The sequence below is a fragment of the Stenotrophomonas sp. P5_A8 genome (genome assembly GCF_056400545.1).
The window spans coordinates 1-3,011 of the sequence record NZ_JBFULB010000409.1 but is presented as its reverse complement, the minus strand read 5'-3'; the positions used below and the strand labels follow the sequence as shown (position 1 = coordinate 3,011).

General features: G+C 64.0%; 4 protein-coding genes. All 4 read right to left on the bottom strand.

Annotated elements, in window-relative coordinates; translation table 11 throughout:
* A partial coding sequence (locus AC1DQP_RS18820; RefSeq protein WP_478052237.1) for an NADH-quinone oxidoreductase subunit G occupies window positions 1–620 on the bottom strand: 620 nt, incomplete at its 3' end.
* Window positions 617–1,957, bottom strand: a complete 1,341-nt coding sequence (nuoF, locus tag AC1DQP_RS18815; RefSeq protein ID WP_123730636.1) for an NADH-quinone oxidoreductase subunit NuoF — start codon at window positions 1,955–1,957, stop codon at window positions 617–619. The genes nuoF and AC1DQP_RS18820, both read right to left, overlap by 4 nt.
* Window positions 1,958–1,960: 3 nt before the next feature.
* A complete protein-coding gene (nuoE, locus tag AC1DQP_RS18810) occupies window positions 1,961–2,488 on the bottom strand; it encodes an NADH-quinone oxidoreductase subunit NuoE (RefSeq protein WP_121038421.1) in 528 nt (175 codons plus the stop codon).
* 94 nt (window positions 2,489–2,582) lie between these two features.
* On the bottom strand, window positions 2,583–3,011 hold a 429-nt coding region (locus tag AC1DQP_RS18805), incomplete at its 5' end, for an NADH-quinone oxidoreductase subunit D-related protein (RefSeq protein ID WP_478052236.1).

Here is a 3,011-nt window from a genome sequence, read left to right as displayed (position 1 = left end):
TCCACGACGTTGCCGGACAGTTCGGTGGTCAGCGGCTTGCCGTCGTAGGTGCCGATCTGCAGGTTTTCACCGCGGTACATGCCACCCAGCTCGTAGGTACCGGCGACGTCGGCGGTGAAGCGGACGCAGCGGGTGCACTGGATGCAGCGGGTCATTTCGGTGGCGACCAGCGGACCGATGTCCTCATCGGGCACCACGCGCTTGCGCTCGTTGAAACGGCTGACCGAACGGCCATAGCCCAGCGAGACGTCCTGCAGTTCGCACTCGCCGCCCTGATCGCAGATCGGGCAGTCCAGCGGGTGGTTGATCAGCAGGAATTCCATCACCGAGCGCTGGAACTTCAGCGCCTTTTCACTGCGGGTGGCGACCTTCATGCCATCCATGACCGGCGTGGCGCAGGCCGGTGCCGGCTTGGGCGACTTTTCCACGTCGACCAGGCACATGCGGCAGTTGGCGGCGATCGGCAGCTTCTCGTGGTAGCAGAAGCGCGGGATCGGAATGCCGGCCTTGTCGGCGGCCTGGATGATCATCGAGCCCTTGGGCACGACCAGCGACTGGCCGTCGATTTCGACGGTCACGTGGTCCGGTGGCACGCTCGGGTTCACGGGTTGCGCGCTCATGCGGCGGCTGCCTCCACCTTCTTGCCGTCAACCATCGAATGACCGTTGACGATGTAATACTCGAATTCGTCCCAGAACTGGCGCAGGAAGCCCTGGATGGGCCATGCCGCCGCTTCACCGAACGCGCAGATGGTGTGGCCTTCGATCTGGCCGGCCACCGTCTTCAACTGATGCAGGTCCTCCATCGTGGCCTTGCCGGCGACGATGCGCTCCAGCACGCGGTGCATCCAGCCGGTGCCTTCACGGCACGGGGTGCACTGCCCACAGGATTCCTTGTGGAAGAACTGGCTGATGCGGCAGGCGAACTTGACGCAGCAGACGCTGTCGTCGAGCACCACGATGGCCCCCGAGCCCAGACCGGTGCCCAAGGCACGCAGGGTGTCGTAGTCCATCTGCAGGCCCTTGAGCTCTTCGGCCTTCAGCACCGGCATCGAGACGCCGCCCGGGACTGCGCCCTTGAGGGTGCGGCCCGGCTTCAGACCACCGGCCATTTCCAGCAGGTCGTCGAAGGTGGTGCCCAGCGGCACTTCGAAGTTGCCGCCCTTCTGCACGCAGCCGGAGACCGAGAAGATCTTCGGGCCGCCGTTCTTGGTCAGGCTCAGGCCTGCAAACCATTCCGGGCCGTTGCGGATGATCGCCGGCACCGAGGCATAGGTCTCGGTGTTGTTGATCGTCGACGGCTTGCCGTACAGGCCGAAGTTGGCCGGGAACGGCGGCTTGTAGCGCGGCTGGCCCTTCTTGCCTTCCAGCGATTCCATCAGCGCGGTTTCTTCGCCGCAGATGTAGGCGCCGGCGCCCAGCGCACCGTAAATATCGATGTCCACGCCGCTGCCGAGGATGTCCTTGCCCAGCCAGCCGTTCGCGTACGCGTCGGCCAGGGCCTGTTCGAAGTTCTCGAACGGCTCGTGGTGGAACTCACCGCGCAGGTAGTTGTAGCCCACGGTCGAGCCGGTGGCGTAGCAGGCGATCGCCATGCCTTCCACGACCGAATGCGGGTTGTAGCGCAGGATGTCGCGGTCCTTGCAGGTCCCCGGCTCGGATTCATCCGAGTTGCACAGGATGTACTTCTGCATGGTGCCCTTGGGCATGAAGGACCACTTCAGGCCGGTCGGGAAGCCCGCGCCRCCACGGCCGCGCAGGTTGGACTGCTTGACCATCTCGATGACCTGCTCCGGCGAGATCTTCTCTTCGAGGATCTTGCGCAGCGCGGCATAGCCACCGGTCTTGAGGTAGCTCTCATACGACCACGGAGTGTCGTAATGCAGGGTGGTGTAGACCACCTGGTGCGGCAACGGTGCGGGACCGACCGGACCACTGGGTGCGTGATGATGTGCCATGTCTTACTCCAACCCGTCCAGCAGCTCGTCGACTTTCTCGACGGTCAGGCGCTCGTGGTAATGGCCATTGATGACCATCATCGGCGCGCCGGCGCAACCGGCCAGGCATTCTTCTTCGCGCTTGAGGTAGATGCGGCCGTCGGCGGTGGACTGACCGGTCTTGCAGCCGAGCTTCTTTTCGGCGTGCGCGACCAGGTCTTCGGCGCCGTTCAACCAGCAGCTGATGTTGGTGCAGAAGGCAACGTTGTGGCGACCGACCTTCTCCAGCTCGAACATCGAGTAGAAGCTGGCCACTTCGTAGGCCCACACCGGCGGCAGGTCCAGGTACTTGGCGACGCCGGCGATCAACTCGTCGGTCAGCCAGCCTGCGTTCTGTTCCTGTGCGGCGTGCAGGCCCTGCAGGACAGCCGAGCGCTTGCGATCCGGCGGGAACTTGGCCAGCCAGTGATCGATGTGCGCACGGGTCTTGTCGTTCAAGACCACCATCGGGTCGACGTCGCGCGCCGCCTCGAAATTACCTGTCGCCTTCATCGGCCGACCTCAGCGAATACGAAATCGTTAAAAACCAGAACCTGCAGCGCCGGCAACAGCCGGCGGGTGTCAGGCATCGTGCAAGCGGATGCGATCACCGGTCCACCTCGCCGAACACCAGATCGTAGGTACCAATCATGGCGACCACGTCGGCGAGCATGTGCCCGCGCACGATCGAGTCGATCGAGGACAGATGGGCGAAGCCCGGCGCGCGCAGGTGCACGCGGAACGGCTTGTTGGCACCATCAGACATCAGGTAGCAGCCGAACTCGCCCTTGGGCGCTTCGACGGCGGCGTAGGTTTCGCCGGCCGGGACGCAGTAGCCTTCACTGAACAGCTTGAAGTGATGGATCAGCGCTTCCATGTCGTCCTTCATGTCTTCGCGGCTGGGCGGCGCGACCTTGAAGTTCTTGACCATGACCGGGCCGGGGTTGGCCTTGAGCCAGGTGACGCACTGTTTGATGATGCGGTTGGACTCGCGCATCTCGGCCACGCGCACCAGGTAACGGTCGTAGCAGTCGCC

What these genes read in the sequence shown, in the direction of transcription:
- nuoE (WP_121038421.1), bottom strand. Translation starts at nt 2,488, where the DNA reads ATGAAGGCGACAGGTAATTTCGAGGCGGCGCGCGACGTCGACCCGATG.